Source organism: Salinibius halmophilus (assembly GCF_003577475.1).
GTDB lineage: Bacteria > Pseudomonadota > Gammaproteobacteria > Pseudomonadales > Natronospirillaceae > Salinibius > Salinibius halmophilus.
The window spans coordinates 45,472-63,697 of sequence record NZ_QPEP01000006.1 but is presented as its reverse complement, the minus strand read 5'-3'; the positions used below and the strand labels follow the sequence as shown (position 1 = coordinate 63,697).

Genomic DNA, 18,226 nt, shown 5'->3' with positions numbered 1-18,226 from the left:
GCAACATAATATTGGCAGTGCGTTATTTGGTGTACCAAGCAAACGCCTTTGGCACTGGTTGGCTGTTTTTAATTGCCCAAGCGCCCTTCGCTAACAAACCAACATGCACGGCTAACACAACAAGTTGAATGATCAAGGCAAGCCTACCGGTTAATAATATTTCGGCGATGGCGTAGGGGACAACAAGAATACCAGCGAACCAAATCAGTACGGTTGCGTGGCGCAACATAATTGGATTGCGCTGCTCGCCAGATTGATACGTGAGTAAGACCGCTACCGATGCAAACAGCGGGAAGAAGATTGCGGCTAGATACAAATAAACCAGTTCAGTTCGAGTTTTGGCGTCCATTATCATTCCTTAATCACTTGTTGAACGCTTAAACTGTATCACGCCGTTAAAATCATGTCTGAATGACTATTCAGCTAGCTAATTTGGCAATGTAACGCTTGCATGCCAACCAGCCCCAAAGCCCTACCAATACTGCACCAACCGCCTGCCCTACTAGCACACCTGGTGCGTCTAAAACCCAGGCACCAAGCCACGCGAATGGCGCGGTAAAAACGGTAGCCTTGGCGACGTTAAAATAGGTCGCCCAGCGTGGTTTGCCTAGATTATTAAACATGGCGTTACTAACAAACGACATGCCCTGAAAAACATAGTGTAGCGACAGGCCAAAGGTGAACAGTTGAATGAGCACAACGGCCTCGCCGCTGGCGTTAAAGCCGTGGATGACGATCGGCGTTAATGCTGCTAACAGCGCACAAGCCAGTAGGCAATAAAGCACAATAAAGCGCAGCGACTCACTCATAGTGCGCTCAACTCTATCAAAAGCTTGCGCCCCCCAGTTGCGCCCAGCTATGGTGCCCACTACGCCCGAGAGGGCATACAAACCCACAAAAGCAAGCATTTGCAGCCTACCAACGATGGCTGCGCCAGCAACCGCCGCCTCGCCATACTGAGCCATAGCGGCCATCACCACGGCACCCCCAATAGGCGTTGCTAGGTTGGTTAACACGGCTGGCAAGCCGATACCACTGAATAGACGCACGTCACCCACAAACAATTGCTTTTGCAATGCACCAAACAAGCGGTAATGCACGGCTACGCGATAAACGCCATAACCAAACATTGCCAAGCGGCTCGCGACACTAGCAATGGCCGCCCCTTCAATGGATAACCACCAAATCAAGAGTGGATCGAGCAATACATTTACCAAAGCGCCGGTAAGCGATAGCCACAAAGCACCTTTGGCATCTCCATTAGCACGCATAATGCCACCGGCGGCCATGCCTACCGCGGCTAAAGGAAAAGCAGGCAATACAATCGCCAAATAACTAGAAGCAGCCTGCAGCGCTTCTCCCTCAGCACCAATTAGCTGCAAAAGCGGCGTGCGAGCAAACCAAATGACGGCGGTAATGACAAAGCTAACCATGGCATTAAATAGCAAGCTGTGGCTAACCAAACGCTTCGCTTTGTTAGTCGCTTGCTCGCCAAGGGCACGGCTTACCACGGCACCGGTGGCAATCATTAACCCAATATTGACACTATGGGTGAAAAAGATCAGCGTTGCAGCAAACCCAACCGCAGCAGTAAGCGTTTGGTTGCCAAGCCAACTAATAAAGAACAAATCGGCCAGCTCAGCTGAAAACATGGCAAGCAAACCAATGCCAGCCGAGGCCGTCATACGGTAAATATGTTGGCGTATAGAGCCTTGCGTGTAAGAGGTAGCCGACATGTTATTAATTTGGTTAGGTTCACGTAGGTTTCACGAGCCGCAGGTTCGGGAAACAATTGCTCGGTGGCGATACATGTTGCCCGGCAAAAAAAACGCCGTACAACCTACCTGGCTTCTTGCATGACTTTCAGATAAGCCAAATCAATGAGTAAAAAGTGCAGAACCAAATAAGCAATCGCGACTGGCCATGCACCAATCACTAGCCAAGCAACCGCAGGCAGCAAGGTGATTAGCAGCCCAAGGGGACGGTGCCTAGTTAATAAAAATGCGCCAATGCCGGTTAATAAGCTAATCACTTCAATAATGGCCACGGCTAACCAATTAGTGCCCACACCTTGTTGCTCAGCAATGGCACTGGCAGCGAACGGAACAAAGATCATTGAGGCGAGCGCTAACCCAGCAAGAGTTAACGCTGTTGCATCAGCAATTTTCATCAGTCGTTGAGTCGCGTTGGCCATATTATTCCCCACGAATTCGCATTGCTCTGAATTTACGCCCTTTCAGCTTGCCACGATTAATTTTATCCAAAGCGAGGTTGGCGTCTCGTTTGCGCACGGCAACATAGGCACAGTTAGGGAACACTTGAATTTTACCCAAGTCATTGCCGGCAATATCGCCACCTTTTGTTAACGCCCCAACAATGTCACCTGGGCGCACCTTATCGCGTTTACCACCATCAATGCGCAAGGTTGCCATCACCGCCGACTTGAGCTCAACCCCAGCTGGGCGAGGTGGCACCCTTTCGGCTTCGAAATCACAGTTTAAGTAGGCTTGCACATCAGCAAACTTATGCGCTTCGCGCTTGCTAAACAGAGAGCACGCCACACCTGAGCCACCGGCTCGACCCGTTCGTCCCACGCGGTGCACGTGCACTTCAGGGTCATGCGCTATTTGGTAGTTGACCACCAATTCAATGTCATCAATATCAATGCCCCGTGCAGCCACGTCGGTTGCAACCAGCACCGTCACACTTTGGTTGGCAAATCGCACAATCACCGAGTCGCGTTTTGGTTGGTCTAAATCGCCATGTAGGCCTAGAGCATCCACACCTTGGCTGCGCAGCTCAGTGGCAATTTCATCCACTTCTTTGCGCGTGTTACAGAAAATAATGGCACTATTTGGGTTGTGCACCATCAATAGCGTTACTACCGCACCAAGGCGCTCATCATTGCTGTCGAGCTGGTAAAAATGCTGTTCAATGCTGCGCTGATCGTGTTTGCTTTCTACCTTCACCATCACCGGCTGGCTCAACACTCGTGCTGATAGTTGCTCAATTTCAGCTGGATACGTTGCACTAAATAGCAAGTTTTGCCGCTTCGCTGGCAACTGATCAACAATGGCATCAATGGTAGGTTGAAAGCCCATATCCAACATGCGGTCGGCTTCGTCGAGGACAAAGGTTTGAATGTCTGCAAGCTTCAGTGTGCCTTTGCGTACATGCTCTTCTACGCGCCCGGGTGTGCCCACCACAATATGAGCACCATGAGCAAGTGAGCCAATTTGCGGCCCAAACGGCATGCCACCACACAGGGTAAGCACTTTAATGTTATGAATGGTGCGCGCTAAGCGGCGTATTTCGTTCGCCACTTGATCGGCTAGCTCGCGCGTTGGGCATAACACAAGGGTTTGCACACGAAAGCGTTTGACATTGAGATGATGCAGCAAGGCCAAACCAAAGGCTGCCGTTTTACCAGACCCAGTTTGCGCTTGCGCGATCACATCACGGCCATCAATCATCACCGGCAAGCTTTGCGCTTGAATCTCGGTCATTTGTTGGTAGTTCAGGCTGTCTAGGTTTTCTAGCAGCGCCTTGCTCAGCGGCAAGGAAGAAAATTTTTGCACGAAGATATTACTCGAGTGTTGGAAGTAAAGTCGTGATCACATCTGCTAGCTGCGATGTCAGCACGTCAATATCGGGCGGCGATTGTAACGCAATCCAGTGTGGAAAGTCGGCACAATTATGTGGTGTTATTGCAACGCAGGGTTTATTGAGCTGACCGGCTAGCCTAGCCACGCCGCTTGCTACCGTACTTGGCTGCTGTTTGGTTGCATAGCCTTGCGCGCTAATGACTAAATCGGCACTTGCTAGATGGTTATGAAAATCAACCACCTCAGCAATAATATCAACGCCGCGGCGCATTCGGGTCACCAAAAACGCCATAGCGACCGCCCCTACCCCACCGGCGGCACCAGCACCTGGCCTGTCGGCGATATCACGCCCTAGCACATCAGCAAAGCTGTGTAGGTACTCATCAATTTGCAACATTTCATCCAAGCTGGCGCCTTTAAACTCACCACACTCAATCGCAGCGCCAGTTGGGCCAGCCAAACAAGTCGCCACCTCACAGGCAATGTCGAAGCGCACCCCTTCTAACATTGGCGTAATGGCGGTCGCGTCGATCTTTTCGATGTGCTGCAGTGCTTGCGCACCTGCCCCCACCTCATTGCCAAAAATATCAAGAAAGCGCACACCTAGCGCGCGCATCATGCCGGTGCCACCATCTAGTGTTGCCGTTTCATCTAACCCCAACACAATTTGTGAAACGCCGTGTTTCAGCGCATCTAAAATCAGCTCACCGGCACCAAAACTACAAGCACGCAGAACATTATTGGGTTGCCCATGCAGTTGTTTTAAGCCGACCGCCTCGGCAACTTCAATGGCAGCAGTTTTACCGTCATCTAACAATAAGTAGCGAGCCGTTACAGGGTGACCAAGTGGGCCTTGCACTCGGCATTCTATGATTTGCCCACCAACACTATGGCGCAGTGCATCCGCCATACCAATGCGGCAATCAGACATGGGCAATAATTGATAGCGCGCACGTGGGCAAACCGTCAGTAGCGCTTCTTTCAGCATTACCGATGTTTGGTATGCCGATAGCTCAGGCGCTATTGCATCAGGGGCAACCAGAATATTCATGACCATCTCATTGAAAGTGCGAGCACCCAGCATACAAAATCCGCATAGCAAAATCTTGCAAAATTGCCACTCAAGAAGCAATCAAACCATTGATCTCAATCAGATCTTTTTGTCACCTAATAGTCATAAAAATAACTACATTAAATATCATAGCCACTAACTTGAGCGACAAGCTTGGTATTCATGGTGCTTGCTAAGAGACCGTCACCCGCAGGGAGCGCCTCTTTGTTTAGAGAGAGAGACTACAGGGGTAAAAGCCGATGCGTAAGCAACAAACGCATAAGATGCGTTTGTAGGCTTGAACGACAGTGCATGGAAGCACTGGCTGGAAGCCCACGCTGGGATGCTTTCGACTGCTCTTCATTTGCGTCGTGTCGATTAGCGAGTTCCATGAATGCCAAAGCCCTAAAGTTAGGGCACCATACAAAATAGACGCGAAAACAAAAATAAGGCCCCAGCACAATGGTTGTGCGCTTTGGGGTAAGGGAGAAAAACAATGCGACGTACTATTTCTGACGATGAAGTGATGGCGCTGTTAGCCAGAACAGGCAAGCGCTACTCAATGGCTGCTTTAAAAGTAGAGCTCACCACCGAGTTCGGCAAATTTGCCAAATTTTGCTGCCAAGGCGGGAAAAAAATTCTAGATATTGATGGCATGGCTCGATACCTCATATCGCCTTCCCAGCAAAACTAACTGCTAGCCTTATTTCGATGTTGCTTGGTGATGACCGTTACCAAGCAATTTGTCAGATTTTTCCATAATTCATCCTAAGTTATGGCTTATGCTATGGCTATGAAACTCACTGTTCGAAGCAAACTATTTGCGGCAATATTATTTGCCAACTTTGCGCTCGCCGCTGTGCTGGTGCTAGCGTCTAACTTCGCTTTTCAGGAGCGCTTTGAGCGCTACGCGATTAATAATGAACTCAAGCGCTTAGAGCCTTGGCGACAAATGCTCGAGTTAGAGTATCGCTCGCATGGCTGGTCACGTATGGATGAATTGCGCTCGCGCAATTTTGAGCGCCGTCGTTTGCCCTTTGTATTGCGCGATAATTTTAATCAAGTACTCATTGGCCCGCGCATAGCAGCCGATGACATGTTGTGGGTACCCTTCGAAATTGATGGTGAGCAAGTGGGCACCCTGGGTATACCCGATAGAAGCAGAGCCCTGGCCGATTTTGACCGCCAGTTCCAGCGCGAAATTCAACAGCAAGGCTGGTGGATTGCCATTGCGGCCATCATTATTTCGGCCATTGTTGCCATGGCGATGGCGCGCCAGCTCACCAAGCCACTTAGCCTAATTTCCAGCGCGTTGCATCGACTAGCGCGCGGCGACTATCAGCCTAGGTTGAAGCTCAAGCGCAGCGATGAGCTTGGCGAACTATCGCAGGATGTTGACCTGCTAGCACAAGCGCTGGCTGATCATCAGCAGGCGCGCAAACAATGGGTGGCAGATATTGCCCATGAACTGCGCACGCCTCTGAGTGTGTTGCAGGCCGACATTGAAGCCATTGAAGATGGCATTCGCCCGCTTGATGATGCCGCCTTGGCTAGACTCAAAGATCAGCAACAGCGCTTAACCACGCTAGTTCACGACCTGGCAGAACTTGCCCGTTCAGACGCTGGTGGGTTGACCTATCACTGGCAAACCCTAGATATACATGAACACCTAGCAGAATTTTTACAAACCCACTGGCCGGCCACACATCTTGTTGGCAACAGTAGTTTTGCCGCCGTTGATGACCAACGACTTAATCAACTTTGGCACAACTTGCTTAGCAACTCGAAGCACTACAGTGACCAACCCATGCAGCTGCAAGTGACTGTGACGAACATGGGGCAATATGTGCAAATTACCTGGTCAGATAGCGCACCAGGCGTGCCAGATGCAAGCCTTAGCAAACTATTCGACCGCTTGTATCGGGTTGATGAATCTCGCAACCGCTATACTGGCGGCTCGGGATTGGGGCTTGCCATTGTTGACGAAATCGTCAAAGCTCACCAAGGAGAAATCCAGGCTGAGCATAGCCCATTGGGTGGTTTAAGTTTAATCATCACCCTGCCGAGGGAGCGCCAATGAACCTATTAATCGTTGAGGACGAAGTAAGCTTAGCGGAGGTTGAGCGCGACTACTTGCTCGCCTCTGGTTACGACGTCGAGATGGTGCATCATGGCGACCATGCGCTTAGCGCGCTTGAGCAAACCCGCTATGACTTGGTGGTGCTAGATTTAATGCTGCCAGGCACAGACGGCATTGAAATATGCAAACAGATGCAAGCCATTGCCCCGCAAACCGCCATCATTATGACCACAGCGAGGGTCGAGGAAGTAGACCGCCTGTTAGGGTTAGAGCTTGGCGCCGATGACTACCTGTGCAAACCCTTTAGCCCCCGTGAACTTGTAGCTAGAGTCAAAGCCATATTAAGGCGCGCGCGCTTGCTTGGCGAACCGGTAAGCACCCAAGGATTAACGCTCAACGAGGGACAGCTAACCGTGAGCTGGCAAGGTAAACAAGCTCAGCTTACTGCAGTGGAGTTCAATATCCTGTCTACCTTGATTGCTCACCCCGGGCGAATTTATTCTCGTGATCAGTTAATGGATCACGCCTACAGCGATCAACGGGTGGTCAGCGACCGCACCATTGATAGTCATGTGAAAAAGCTGCGTAAAAAAATTGAGCAAATCGCCCCCGAGCAAGCATTTATTCGCTCGGTATACGGCGCCGGTTATCAATATGACCTAACAGGTAATTAGCGCCACAGTCCGTTACACTGCATAGTACATTCTGCAGTGACGTTTGGTGAAATGCTTATGACACCCGAGCAGCTAGAGATTGCCCAGTACATTGGGCAGTTTGAACCCTTTGATGCTATTAGTGATGATGCCATTGAGCTGATTGCGCAACACCTACAAGTTCGCTACTTTAAGGCCGGTAGCGCCATTATTAATTTTGAAGAACCGGCCACCGATTTAATGTTTATTCGCAGCGGTGCCGTAGAGTTATTTCGCCGCAATGGCGAACTTTATAACCGCCTAACCGAGGGCGATATTTTTGGCCAGTTCAGTTTGCTGCGCCAACAATGTGTGCGTTTTCCAGCGCGCGCTCTAGAAGACTGCTTGATCTACTACATTCCCAAAACGGTATTCGAGCAACTACTAGAAGAAGAAGCCTTTGCTGATTTTGTTGAAGCCGAAGGGCCAAGATTAAAAACCACGGTAGAGCAGCAACGCAAAGACAACGACCTACTTATAACTCGCGTGCGCAAGTTAGTGCGCCGCCGACCGCTAATTGTTGATGAAGACACCACCATCCAACAAGCCTCACAGCAGCTCATAGAGCATGGCGCTTCTTCTATGTTGGTACGCCGCCAGGCAAGTAAGGGCTACGAGGAAGACAATCAAACTTGGCAGATATGTGGCCTCATTACCGAACATGACTTTGTATCCAGGGTGATTGCACAAGGCGAATCGGCGCTGGCACCGGTTGCTAATATTATGAGCCGCGAAATGATCGGCATTGCTTCCGATGAATCGGTTCAGGAAGCCATGCTCATCATGCTAAAACATAACATTCACCACCTGCCAGTGTTTCGCAAACGCCGGCCGCTAGGGATCATTCGTTTAGCCGATATTGTGCGCTATGAAACCCAAAGCAGTTTATATTTGGCGGCAAGCATTGCTAATCAACAATCTATCGCCGAGCTAGCAAAATTAAGCCACGATGTTGCACAGTCGTGTGTACGCATGGTGCAAGATGGTGCCAACTCGAAAATGGTTGGCCAGGCGCTATCTGGGATTGGGCGTGCGTTTATGCAACGCATTATCGAACTCACTGAAGCCGACCTTGGCAAGCCGCCAGTGCCCTACTGCTACATGGTGCTAGGCTCCATGGCACGCGATGAGCAAACCTTACTGACCGACCAAGATAATGCCCTGATTTTGCACGATGACTACCAACCCGAGCATGAAGCTTACTTTGTTGAGCTCAGTGATAAAGTCAGCACTGCCCTCGACCGCTGCGGTTATACCTTATGCTCGGGCGACATTATGGCCAGCAATCCACAATGGCGAAAGACGCTATCACAATGGCAAGCAACCTTTGCCGACTGGATAGCCAACCCAAATCCGGAAGCACTACTGCATTGCTCTATTTTCTTTGATATTGACGGTGTGTACGGAGATATCAATATGGCTGAAGAACTGCGCGAGTTCGTTGCCGAGCGCGCCCAAGGCCAACAACGTTTTTTAGCAGCCCTAGCGCGTAACGCCCTCAATCGCACCCCGCCACTGGGATTGTTTCGCACGTTTGTGCTAGAAAAAGATGGCAAAGAAAACAACTCAATCAATGTTAAACGCAGAGGCACGGCCCCCCTAGTAGATGTGATTCGGGTGCATGCCTTAGCAGCGGGCTCCACAGCGCAAAACAGCTTTGATCGATTAGATGACATTGCCAAAACTTCGTTGATTCCAAAAGATGCGATAGAGCGACTGCGTTACGCTTTTGAGTTTTTGTCGATGATGAGGATTCGCCATCAGGTGATCGACATCGACAACGAGCGCCAACCTGACAACAATGTTGAACCCGAGCTAGTCAATAGCAGCGACCGTCACACGCTCAAAGACGCATTTGGCGTATTAAGCAGTGCGCAAAAGTACCTTGAATTTCGCTATCCGTACAAGGTTCGCTAATGGACTGGATGACCTACTTTCAAACTCAATCGCACCAAGCATCGCGACAAACGCTTAAGCAGTACTATCGCTCTGGCTGCACCTTTGCTAATGCACCGCTCAGCGCCGTAGAAATGGTCGCGCTCGACATTGAAACCACTGGCCTAAACTCTCAGGAACATGGCATTACAAGTATTGGATTAGTACCTTTCAGCCTGCAACGCATTCAGCTGAATGAAGCAAAACATTGGTTAGTTAAGCCAAGGAAACCTCTCGCAGAAGACTCGATTACCATTCACCAAATTACTCATAGTGACCTAGCGGATGCACCAGATTTTAGTGAGGTCTTCGATGAGCTGTTGCAAGCGCTACAAGGGAAGTTGGTGGTGGCTCATTTTCACAAGATTGAGCGGCAATTTTTGCGCCATACTGTGCGCAATCGTTTTGATGAGGACTGGCTATTCCCCATGCTCGACACCATGCAAATAGAAGCAAACTTGCATCGTCAACCACGCTGGAAACCTAGCCAGTGGTTTCGCCGCCAAGCTTCAATTCGCTTAGCCGATGCGCGCCAGCGTTATCAGTTACCAGCCTATCGCAATCACAACGCCATGCTCGATGCCCTTGCAACCGCAGAACTGTTGCAAGCACAGGTTGCCTACCACCTAGATAGCAATGATTCGGTGGGTCAGCACTGGTGCTAAAACAAAAATGGCCTGCTAGGCAGGCCATTTGAAAACGCTAAGTATTAATCTAAATCTACCCGCGATTATTTTTTCTCGGTGCGTAGACCCATAATTAAGGTCACACACATTAGCAGCAAGATGAACATAAACGGCAAACCAGCCGAGATAGCCCCTGCCTGAATCGCATCCAGCGCCTCTTTACCACCAATCCAGAGCAGTGCCGCAGCAATAGCGCCTTCAACAGTTGCCCAGAAAATTCGTTGTGGTACCGGTGCGTCGATCTTACCGCCAGCAGTGATACTATCAATCACCAGCGAGCCCGAGTCGGATGACGTGATGAAAAACACCATAATCAGCAAGATCGCGATAAACGACAAGAACTTGCCAAATGCTAGCTCGTCGAACAACTGGAACATCGCTAGCTCAACCGCTGTAACACCGTCGGCACCTAAAGCGCCAATGTCGTTTTGAATTTGATCAATTGCTAAGCCGCCATAAACCGACATCCACACCACGGTTACCAGAGTTGGCACCACCAATACTGCTGTAACGAACTCACGGATGCTGCGCCCTTTCGAAATACGAGCGATAAACATACCAACAAATGGCGACCATGAAATCCACCACGCCCAGTAGAAGACTGTCCAGCCATGCATCCAAGCTTCGTCTTCACGGCCATGCGGGTTACTAAGTGGAATGATGTTCTTCACATACGCCACGAGTGTTTGTGGAATGCTGCCCAAGGCCACTGCGATACCAGCGATCGCCACAAAGGCAAGCAGCAAGAAAGCAATCACCATGTTGATGTTACTTAAAAGCTTCACGCCACCTTCTAGGCCGCGTACAACGGAAGCAATAGCAATCGCGGTCACAAACACAATCACCAAAATCGACAGGCCAATGCCGTTGTCGATGCCAAATACATGGTTAATGCCTGCCGCTGCTTGCTGTGCGCCCAAGCCAAGCGAGGTCGCCAAGCCAAACAGAGTTGCCAGCACAGCCAAGATATCAATGATATGGCCCGGCCAGCCCCAAGTGTGGTCGCGAAGAATTGGGTAGAACACCGAGCGAATCGACAGTGGCATTCCCTTGTTGTAAGCAAAGAATGCCAATGACAAGGCAACCACACCATAAATGGCCCATGGATGTAGCCCCCAGTGGAACATGGTTGCGCCTAAGGCTAGATCAGCCGCTTCAGGTGTATTTGGCGTTACATTAAATGGTGTTTCATACCAGCCGGTGAAGTAGGCAGCCGGCTCAGCAACGCCCCAAAACATCAAGCCGATACCCATGCCTGCCGCAAACAACATCCCCAACCAAGCTAGGTAGCCATGTTCGGCTTTGGCGTCACTACCACCAATGCGGATCTTACCCCAAGGGCTAAGCGCTAAAACAATGCAGAATAATACGAAAATATTACCCGACCACATGAAGAAGCTGTCAAAGAAGCCGATGATCCACCACTTCATGCCATCTAGCGCCGCTAATGATACTTCAGGATCGATTATCGCCGCTGCAACCAAGAAAAGGGCAATGAGGCCCGCACTAATACCAAAAACGGGGTTATGCACATCAAAGCCCCACTTTTGCACGTTGTCTTGCCCAACCGTGTAGTCGGTACTTTCTATACTAAATTTATCTACCGAGTCCTCACCCGGTATTTGGCTAGGATCTGTTGCCATGTCCGCCCCCTAGTTTGCTAGGTTTTGGTTAGTTTCTTTACTAAGTGTAGGTCAAAAGACGTTCCAAACTTAACAAAGTGCAATATTCGTTCAGCGGGCATTGTATTGTACTCGATGTAAATTCCTAGCCTTGCAGGCAAGTTTTTTCGTAGCTAGCCGTAAAAATCTATCAGCATAGGCAAACAAAAAGGGCTACCAGATGGCAGCCCTTTGTGTTTTTCGCCGTTGAATCTATGCACGCTTAGCGATAGATGGTAGCGGCAACAGTTGATCAGAAATATGATCAGGGATAGTTGGCATTAAGCGCAACACTTCCTCTTCGCTTAGCATTGGGTGGGTATCAGGGCGATCATGCGATGCATCCTTAACCATAAGTGCTAAATCGATGGCAGCGTTTGGACGCGGCGCAAAGTCTGTGACTTGTTTAAAACCATGGCGTTCATAAAAACGCTTGTGAGAGCGGCCTGTGGTGCAAACCAACCCTAGGTTATCGAAGGCTCTTTGGAACCAGTGCAGTCCTAGGAACAGAGCGATCGGCGCCATAGCACTATGGTCACTGTAGCCTGGTAACACGGCTAAGCGACCCATTTCTACAATGCCATCGAAGCGTGTTTTTAGGTCGGCAATTTCATCAACAAAACCAGGCTGACAGGTGATTGCATCCCAACCTGGTCGGTCGGTGATCACACCAGCGCGCATGGTAGCGAACGGAATGCCGTCTAATTTGGCTAAAAATGAGAAGTGATTGTCTTTGGCATCTAGCTCGTCATTAAACAAGCCCACTTTATCCGGCGGGTTATACTCCACTGTACAATAAGCTTGGTAGCGAATATTACCAGCCGTTATTTTTTCCTCGGGGGTGACGCAGAGATGAGTGCTCAACTTTGAGAAGTCTAACATACTCGATTCCTTATTCTTCTTCGCAATTGCTTTTGCAGCTTGGGTGAATTCCTTTAGAAATGCTGCGCGTCAATGTATTGTATTAATTACAGCTCGACAAGCCTTATCTTTTAATGTCATCCTTATTTGTAGTGGAAAGGCTTACAATTTTGGTCTACGTCACGGGATCACACCCCCTCAATTAAACATTACCGTTTTGTTTCAATTTAGCGATAAAGGACTAGTCTGATGGACGCTATTGCTGCTCAGGTCAACGAACTATTTTCTGCCGAGCTTCCTAACACAAAATGGGCCACCGACGATGAAACTCGCCGTGAGTTTGCGCTGGCATTAAATGGCAGCGAATGCCTACCAGCAGCTGTGGTTTGGCCTACAACTGAAGAAGAAATCTCGCAAGTATTTGCCATTTGCAATCAACATAAAATTGCCGTGCACCCTGTCGCACAGGGGCGCAACTGGGGTTACGGCACCGCCCAAGGTACGAGTGCTGGGCAAATCATTCTGCATCTAAAGCACTTCAATAAAGTACTAGAGGTGAACGAATCCTTGGCCTATATGCGCGTGCAAGCTGGTGTGAGCCAACAAGATGCATACGATGCCTTAGTCGCTGCCGACAGTGGCTTGCAGCTAGATATCACAGCCGCTGGCAAGCACGCCAGTGTAGTAGGTAACGTGCTTGAGCGTGGTTTTGGTCATACTGACTACAGCGACCGCTTCGCTAACGTGCTTGCCATGAAGGTACTGCTACCAACCGGTCAGATCATTGAAACCGGCATGAATATGGTGGCGGATGCCAAAGCCAAACATGTGTACCCGTATGGTGTTGGACCAGTGATAAACGGTTTGTTTTCACAATCCAACCTGGGCGTTGTGCTAGAGATGACGATCGCCCTGCAGCCCAAACCAGAATACAACGCCAATGCGATTGTATTAGTACGCGATGCTGACGTTGCGCCGAAGCTTGTCGCAACCATTGCTAAGCTTAAAAAAGATGGCGTGGTATCCAGTGGTGTCCACACCGCTAGTTTGGCACGCGCTCTGGGTGAGAAAACCAAAAATGCACCAGGGCAGTGGATTACCACGGCATCATTCTCAGGGCCGAAGAAAATTGCCCTTGCGCGCTACAAGCACTTTAAAAGAGAGCTAAATAAGGCTGTGCCAGGGCTGAGAATTTTACTGCTCAACGATTTTCGCTGGAAAATCCTTAGCTTCCTAAACCGTAGTGGCAAGATCCCACCGATTGCTCAGCTCGAACAAGTTCTGGATTTAAAACTTGGCAGACCAACCGATATCCCTCTCAAAACGCTGCTCGATTTTGAAAGTGCACATTCGCAGTTAAAAACACATGAGTTCCCGGCATGTTTCCGTTGGATTTGTGCGGTATCAACGGCTGAGCAAAGCCATCTTGAGCTTTTGATGCAAACCTGTCGCGAAGTGTTTAATCAGTTCGGCTATGGCGAGCGTTACACACTAACAAATGTATCGCCTCGTGCTGTGGTATTAATCGCCAACATTCGTTACGAGCGCACACAGGAAGAGATTGAAAAAGCGTCGCGCTTTTATCATGCGCTCGATAAGGCCTTGATTGAAGCTGGCTTCCCGCCGTATCGAAGTGGTTCAGGCATGTTTGACGCCGTGCGCCCTTACGTTAATGAAGAAAATCTTGCTGTTTTGCAAACGATCAAGCAAGGTATAGATCCAAACAACATTTTATCGCCAGGGAAGTACTGGATTGATCACCCAGCAGTAACCGAAGATCAACAGTCTGCCCAAAGCGCTTAGCGAGCGTATAGGCTGAGGGAGCGTCCCTCAGCCACAATCGTTAAGCATGACAGGTGCAAAACGATGAACTCAAAAAGGATTTCTACTCTCTACACAGCACTTAGAGACTTACCTAGCTGGTTATTCATATTAACGGCTCTGGTCGTATATATGGGCTTTCGCCAGTTCATTGTTTTTACCGGCTTGCCAGAATCCATGCAGGGGTTGATTACTTGGTTCCTAATCATGCTGATTCCTCTGCGACCAAGGCGCGACATTTATACTGGCGTTCTGCTCATCTCTACCTTCAACCTTGGTTTTATTTTCTATTTTGGTTCTGCCCACGGCGGTATTAGCTGGAACGGCATCGCATCGGTTAGCCTTACCTGCTGCGCGCTGATAGGCATTGCCGAAGTACTATATCGATTTATGAATCGCCTGCACCGCCTTAATGACGAACTACGCATAGCCTTGGCTAAATCGGATGATGCAACCATTGCTAAAAGTAAGTTTCTGGCGGTTATTACCCATGAGATCCGCACCCCTCTAAGTGGTATTGTTGGGCTAACAGATATGCTGCTAAGCGAAGAAGACCGCCCCGATAAGCGTGCTACGCTCAAGCAGTTGCAAAGTGCATCAGACAGCCTTAGCCACTTGCTTAACACAACCCTAGAGTTTGCCAAGCTAGACGCAGGCAAAACAAAAGTGGAACCAGTTCCTACAGAGCTTGAGAAGTTTATTGAACAACTATCACAACCATTAATTGCCGTCGCGAGTAAGAAGTCTCTGCACTTTAGCTATCAGGTAGATAGATCGCTCAACCGACCGCTTGCGATAGACCAAACCCTCATCAAGCAGGTACTCAACAACCTAGTCACCAACGCCATTAAGTTCACCCCGACCGGTGAAGTTCTGTTGAATGTTCGCTTAGTACGGCAATATGCTAACTACCAAGATGTAGAGTTCGTCGTTAAAGACACCGGCATTGGCATACCTGAGCATGCTCAGCGGCGATTATTCGAGCCATTTGAGCAGATCCAAGATCAGTATCAACGCGCATCAGAGGGCACTGGGCTTGGCTTAGCCATATGCAAAGAAATCGTGCAATTATTGGGTGGCCAAATCTCGCTTGTGAGTCACCCAGGCGAGGGGAGCGAATTTTCATTTGTTCTGCGTTTTAAAGAAGCCTCTGAAAAAGACAGCACATCAGCAAATAACGGCCCAACTATACCCGAGGTGTCGGGGTCTGTGTTGGTGGTAGAAGACAACCCCATCAACCAAACTTATATTGTCAAACTCCTGCAGAAAGCCGGGCTTAGCACAACCTGCGCTGCCAATGGCCTGCGCGCTATTGAAGCTGCAGAAAAAGAGCAGTTTGATTTAATTTTGATGGATTTACAGATGCCGGTTATGAGTGGCTTTGAAGCCACTCGCCATATCAGGCAGCTTGGCAATTACCAACAGACGCCAATTATCGCGTTAACCGCCTGTAGTGCTGAACAGGAAAAAGAGCAGGCGCTTCGCTGTGGGGTCAACCATTTTTACAGCAAACCCATGCGCCTACCGGACTTAATTAACCTGTGTGAACTGCTGCAAGATTACCAAGCCCAATCAGTTACTCAGCAGGTAAGTCGAGCCTTGTAAAATACGGCGAAGTCGGGCTTGCCAGTTACTTAGTTCACGCGCAGGTAAGCCAGTCTTAGGTAGCTGTTGCTCAATTTTACTAAGCACTGCATTCGATGAAAACGCTACATAGCCTAGTGCATCGGCAATTGAGTTGCCACGCTGAGCGTGTTTAAGAATCCAACCCTTTTCTTCATCGTAAAGCACATCTACGGCGTCGGTATCGCCAAACAAGTTGTGCATATCACCTAAAATTTCCTGGTAAGCACCCAGCATAAAAAAGGCGATATGTGGCATTTGCTCAAGTGGCACATCCGGAATCGGCATTGTCGTTGTGACCCCAGAACCTGTTGCATAGTGATTAATAGCACCATCACTATCGCAGGTCATATCTTGCAAAATGGCACGCCTTGCACCCGGATAGTTCAACTTACTAATTGCGCTAATTGGAAATACTTGCTCAATTCCCCATGCATCAGGTAAAGACTGGAACAGCGAGAAATTAACGAAAACCTTATCAGCCAGCTTTTCATTTAACTGCTCTTGTACCTGCGGTGTTAAGTCCTCGCTATGCAGGCGCTGAAATGCGGTTTGTTGACGCAGAGATTCAATTTCGGCCCGCTCAGCCAGACTCAATTGCCCAGCATTAAACTTGGCAACCATTTCGGCGTTGTCCATCACTGGCGCCTGCCAAGCGGTTGGGTGATAGTTTGCCGTCGATTCACAGGCCACCACATCGGCCAGCATCACAGCATGGCGCGCTACCACCGCACGCCCAGATTCAGTCATCAGATTTGGTTCGGCAATATTGTATTGTTTGGCAACTTGTTGGAAGCACCCTACAACGGCATCAGCATAATCTTGCACTTGGTAGTTCATTGAACAAGCAGCGGTACTGGCGGAGCCATCATAATCAACTGCTAAACCACCGCCCACGTCTACCACTTGAATACCAGCCCCGAGCGCCATCAGCTGCTGGTAAAACTGGCCGCATTCCGTTAGACCTTGTTTGATATCGGCCAAATCTGCCAGCTGCGAACCCAGGTGGAAGTGCAATAGCTGGAAGCAATCTAACCGATGATGCGCAGCTAATACGCTGACCATATCCAACAACTGCTGGGCATTAAGGCCAAACTTAGACTTTTCACCACCCGTGTTTTGCCAGTTACCTTTACCAATAGAAGCAAGGCGAGCACGTGCACCAATACGTGGTGCAACCTCTAGCTCGTCGGCAATTCGAAGAATCAGTTGCAGCTCACTCGACTTTTCCACAACCAGATAAACTTTATGGCCCATTTTTTCGCCAAGTAGCGCTAAACGAATAAACTCAGCATCTTTATAGCCATTGCAAACAATGGTTGTTGGGCGGTCAGCCGCTAGCGCCAATACGGCGATCAACTCTGGCTTACTACCCGCCTCAAGGCCTTGTACTGTCTGCCCCGCTTGCTGCTGCGCATGCAGTACATGTTCTACTACCCGGCGCTGCTGGTTTACCTTAATTGGGTAAATGAGTGTGTAACCGCCAGAATAGTTCAAGCGCGCTCGGCTCGATTGAAAAGCCGATAAAATACCCGCAACATCTTGCTGAACAATGTGAGGGAAACGCAATAAGATAGGCGAAGCTAGCCCCATACTTTTTGCTTTCGTTAAAATTTCGTCAAAGGTGATAGGCTGCTGTGGATGGTCAACTTGCACAGCGCCGTTGGCATCAACAGAAAAACAATCATTGGCCCAAGCGCCAATGCCTTGCAATAATTCGCTAGATGACATCATTTGTCCCTCACCTTAGTTGAGGCGCAAGTGTAGTGCGCTATGTGTAAATATCAAAGTAATAGATAACCAATATTTCGTGAAGGAAACTAACATGAAAGAAGTGATTGCCACCACCCAAGCACCGCAAGCGATCGGTACCTATTCACAAGCGATTAAAGTAGGCGACACGACCTATTTATCAGGCCAAATCGCCCTCGATCCAGCAACCATGGAAATGAACAACAACAGCGTTGAAGATGAAATTCACCAAGTTTTTAATAACCTAAATGCTGTTTGCCAGGCCGCTGGTGGTTCACTGCAGGACATTGTAAAACTCAATATCTTTTTAACCGACCTTGCTGACTTTGCCCTACTCAACGAAGTTATGGCTCAGTACTTCGAGCAACCCTACCCAGCGCGTGCGGCAATTGGTGTTGCTCAGCTTCCAAAAGGCGCGCGCGTAGAAATGGACGGCGTAATGATTCGATAACTCGAAGA

The 18,226-nt window shown here is 49.3% G+C and carries 16 protein-coding genes; 8 read left to right on the top strand and 8 right to left on the bottom strand.

Annotated features, from left to right (window positions below):
* Window positions 1-22 precede the first annotated feature (22 nt).
* From DUW71_RS08105 to DUW71_RS08085, 5 genes are all read right to left on the bottom strand, one after another.
* Window positions 23-349, bottom strand: a complete 327-nt coding sequence (locus DUW71_RS08105) for a hypothetical protein (protein ID WP_119394748.1) — start codon at window positions 347-349, stop codon at window positions 23-25.
* Between the two features lie 70 nt (window positions 350-419).
* Window positions 420-1,736, bottom strand: a complete 1,317-nt coding sequence (locus DUW71_RS08100; protein ID WP_119394747.1) for an MATE family efflux transporter — start codon at window positions 1,734-1,736, stop codon at window positions 420-422.
* Window positions 1,737-1,840: 104 nt separating this feature from the next.
* On the bottom strand, window positions 1,841-2,194 hold the full coding sequence (locus tag DUW71_RS08095) for a hypothetical protein (RefSeq protein ID WP_119394746.1): 354 nt from the start codon (window positions 2,192-2,194) through the stop codon (window positions 1,841-1,843).
* A gap of 1 nt (window position 2,195) precedes the next feature.
* Window positions 2,196-3,578, bottom strand: a complete 1,383-nt coding sequence (gene dbpA, locus DUW71_RS08090; RefSeq protein ID WP_233546077.1) for an ATP-dependent RNA helicase DbpA — start codon at window positions 3,576-3,578, stop codon at window positions 2,196-2,198.
* A 7-nt stretch (window positions 3,579-3,585) separates the two neighbouring features.
* Window positions 3,586-4,656, bottom strand: a complete 1,071-nt coding sequence (locus DUW71_RS08085) for a glycerate kinase family protein (protein WP_158583931.1) — start codon at window positions 4,654-4,656, stop codon at window positions 3,586-3,588.
* 496 nt (window positions 4,657-5,152) lie between these two features.
* On the opposite strand from DUW71_RS08085, the gene DUW71_RS08080 reads away from it, so the two are divergent.
* The 5 genes from DUW71_RS08080 (at window position 5,153) to DUW71_RS08060 (ending at window position 10,028) form a co-directional block, all read left to right on the top strand.
* A complete protein-coding gene (locus tag DUW71_RS08080; RefSeq protein ID WP_119394743.1) occupies window positions 5,153-5,350 on the top strand; it encodes a hypothetical protein in 198 nt (65 codons plus the stop codon).
* 93 nt (window positions 5,351-5,443) lie between these two features.
* Window positions 5,444-6,736: an ATP-binding protein gene (locus tag DUW71_RS08075; protein WP_158583930.1), complete on the top strand. Its 1,293-nt coding sequence runs from the start codon at window positions 5,444-5,446 to the stop codon at window positions 6,734-6,736.
* Window positions 6,733-7,410: a response regulator gene (locus tag DUW71_RS08070; RefSeq protein ID WP_119394741.1), complete on the top strand. Its 678-nt coding sequence runs from the start codon at window positions 6,733-6,735 to the stop codon at window positions 7,408-7,410. The genes DUW71_RS08075 and DUW71_RS08070 overlap by 4 nt, the downstream gene beginning before the upstream one ends.
* 57 nt (window positions 7,411-7,467) lie before the next feature.
* Window positions 7,468-9,345, top strand: coding sequence for a DUF294 nucleotidyltransferase-like domain-containing protein (locus DUW71_RS08065; protein ID WP_119394740.1), 1,878 nt, complete (start codon window positions 7,468-7,470; stop codon window positions 9,343-9,345).
* Window positions 9,345-10,028, top strand: a complete 684-nt coding sequence (locus tag DUW71_RS08060) for a 3'-5' exonuclease (RefSeq protein ID WP_119394739.1) — start codon at window positions 9,345-9,347, stop codon at window positions 10,026-10,028. The genes DUW71_RS08065 and DUW71_RS08060 overlap by 1 nt, the downstream gene beginning before the upstream one ends.
* A gap of 65 nt (window positions 10,029-10,093) precedes the next feature.
* Here the strand turns inward: DUW71_RS08060 and DUW71_RS08055 are convergent, their stop codons facing one another.
* A complete protein-coding gene (locus tag DUW71_RS08055; protein WP_119394738.1) occupies window positions 10,094-11,692 on the bottom strand; it encodes a BCCT family transporter in 1,599 nt (532 codons plus the stop codon).
* Between the two features lie 231 nt (window positions 11,693-11,923).
* The gene (locus DUW71_RS08050; protein ID WP_119394737.1) at window positions 11,924-12,592 is read right to left on the bottom strand and encodes an N-acyl amino acid synthase FeeM domain-containing protein; all 669 of its coding nucleotides are present in this window, start codon (window positions 12,590-12,592) and stop codon (window positions 11,924-11,926) included.
* A 228-nt stretch (window positions 12,593-12,820) separates the two neighbouring features.
* Between DUW71_RS08050 and DUW71_RS08045 the strand changes: the two genes are divergently transcribed.
* Both DUW71_RS08045 and DUW71_RS08040 read left to right on the top strand, forming a co-directional pair.
* Window positions 12,821-14,374, top strand: coding sequence for an FAD-binding oxidoreductase (locus DUW71_RS08045; protein ID WP_119394736.1), 1,554 nt, complete (start codon window positions 12,821-12,823; stop codon window positions 14,372-14,374).
* A 63-nt stretch (window positions 14,375-14,437) separates the two neighbouring features.
* Window positions 14,438-15,997 (top strand): ATP-binding protein, encoded by a 1,560-nt coding sequence (locus DUW71_RS08040; RefSeq protein WP_119394735.1) that lies wholly within the window; start codon window positions 14,438-14,440, stop codon window positions 15,995-15,997.
* Here the strand turns inward: DUW71_RS08040 and speA are convergent.
* Window positions 15,965-17,749 carry a biosynthetic arginine decarboxylase gene (speA, locus tag DUW71_RS08035; protein WP_119394734.1) on the bottom strand — a complete coding sequence of 595 codons (1,785 nt, stop codon included), beginning with the start codon at window positions 17,747-17,749 and terminating at the stop codon, window positions 15,965-15,967. The genes DUW71_RS08040 and speA overlap by 33 nt on opposite strands.
* A gap of 91 nt (window positions 17,750-17,840) precedes the next feature.
* Here speA and DUW71_RS08030 point away from each other — a divergent pair, with 91 nt between their 5' ends.
* Window positions 17,841-18,218: a RidA family protein gene (locus DUW71_RS08030; protein WP_119394733.1), complete on the top strand. Its 378-nt coding sequence runs from the start codon at window positions 17,841-17,843 to the stop codon at window positions 18,216-18,218.
* The last annotated feature ends 8 nt before the right edge of the window (window positions 18,219-18,226 follow it).

Excerpts from the sequence above, each read along its gene's own strand:
- DUW71_RS08105 (WP_119394748.1), bottom strand. The coding sequence starts at position 349 with ATGGACGCCAAAACTCGAACTGAACTGGTTTATTTGTATCTAGCCGCA.
- DUW71_RS08100 (WP_119394747.1), bottom strand. The coding sequence starts at position 1,736 with ATGTCGGCTACCTCTTACACGCAAGGCTCTATACGCCAACATATTTAC.
- DUW71_RS08095 (WP_119394746.1), bottom strand. The coding sequence starts at position 2,194 with ATGGCCAACGCGACTCAACGACTGATGAAAATTGCTGATGCAACAGCG.
- DUW71_RS08085 (WP_158583931.1), bottom strand. The coding sequence starts at position 4,656 with ATGAATATTCTGGTTGCCCCTGATGCAATAGCGCCTGAGCTATCGGCA.
- DUW71_RS08080 (WP_119394743.1), top strand. The coding sequence starts at position 5,153 with ATGCGACGTACTATTTCTGACGATGAAGTGATGGCGCTGTTAGCCAGA.
- DUW71_RS08075 (WP_158583930.1), top strand. The coding sequence starts at position 5,444 with ATGGCTATGAAACTCACTGTTCGAAGCAAACTATTTGCGGCAATATTA.
- DUW71_RS08070 (WP_119394741.1), top strand. The coding sequence starts at position 6,733 with ATGAACCTATTAATCGTTGAGGACGAAGTAAGCTTAGCGGAGGTTGAG.
- DUW71_RS08065 (WP_119394740.1), top strand. The coding sequence starts at position 7,468 with ATGACACCCGAGCAGCTAGAGATTGCCCAGTACATTGGGCAGTTTGAA.
- DUW71_RS08060 (WP_119394739.1), top strand. The coding sequence starts at position 9,345 with ATGGACTGGATGACCTACTTTCAAACTCAATCGCACCAAGCATCGCGA.
- DUW71_RS08055 (WP_119394738.1), bottom strand. The coding sequence starts at position 11,692 with ATGGCAACAGATCCTAGCCAAATACCGGGTGAGGACTCGGTAGATAAA.
- DUW71_RS08050 (WP_119394737.1), bottom strand. The coding sequence starts at position 12,592 with ATGTTAGACTTCTCAAAGTTGAGCACTCATCTCTGCGTCACCCCCGAG.
- DUW71_RS08045 (WP_119394736.1), top strand. The coding sequence starts at position 12,821 with ATGGACGCTATTGCTGCTCAGGTCAACGAACTATTTTCTGCCGAGCTT.
- DUW71_RS08040 (WP_119394735.1), top strand. The coding sequence starts at position 14,438 with ATGAACTCAAAAAGGATTTCTACTCTCTACACAGCACTTAGAGACTTA.
- speA (WP_119394734.1), bottom strand. The coding sequence starts at position 17,749 with ATGATGTCATCTAGCGAATTATTGCAAGGCATTGGCGCTTGGGCCAAT.
- DUW71_RS08030 (WP_119394733.1), top strand. The coding sequence starts at position 17,841 with ATGAAAGAAGTGATTGCCACCACCCAAGCACCGCAAGCGATCGGTACC.